Raw genomic sequence first — 431 nt, 5'->3', positions numbered from 1 at the left:
CAACCTCAAGAGGGAGCCGCTGCGCAGCACGCCCTCCATCACCTGGACGCCATCCAGGATGACGCCGTTGAGGCTGTCCAGGTCCCTCACCTGGGGGCCCTTGGGGCCGATGCGAATCTCGCAGTGGAAGCGCGACACGGTGGAGTCATCCACCGCGAAGTCATTGAGCGGGTGCGAGCCCACCGAGCAGGTGTCCGCCGTGGACTCCCACGTGCTGCCGGAGTTGGTGCCTTCCACCACCGTCAGGCGGAAGCGGCGCACCGTCGACGCGTCATAGGCACGGCGCCCTTGCTCATAGGGCAGCGTCACGTGCAGCGCTTCGTCTCCTGAGTCCCGGGCCTCCAGCTTCCAGAGCGAATCGTTCTGCACGTCTGGAGGCAAGGGGGTTGTGCGGACCCGGTCGGAAGCAGACATGAGCTTCAAGATAACAT

1 protein-coding gene is annotated in these 431 nt (G+C 65.2%); it reads right to left on the bottom strand.

What is annotated here, in order from left to right:
- Positions 1-414: FHA domain-containing protein (locus tag FJV41_RS49515; protein WP_141649545.1), on the bottom strand; the 414-nt coding region annotated here is incomplete at its 3' end.
- Positions 415-431: the final 17 nt, after the last annotated feature.

Source organism: Myxococcus llanfairpwllgwyngyllgogerychwyrndrobwllllantysiliogogogochensis, assembly GCF_006636215.1.
In the GTDB taxonomy this organism is placed as follows: Bacteria; Myxococcota; Myxococcia; order Myxococcales; family Myxococcaceae; genus Myxococcus; species Myxococcus llanfairpwllgwyngyllgogerychwyrndrobwllllantysiliogogogochensis.
This window is presented reverse-complemented; position numbering and strand designations above follow the sequence as displayed.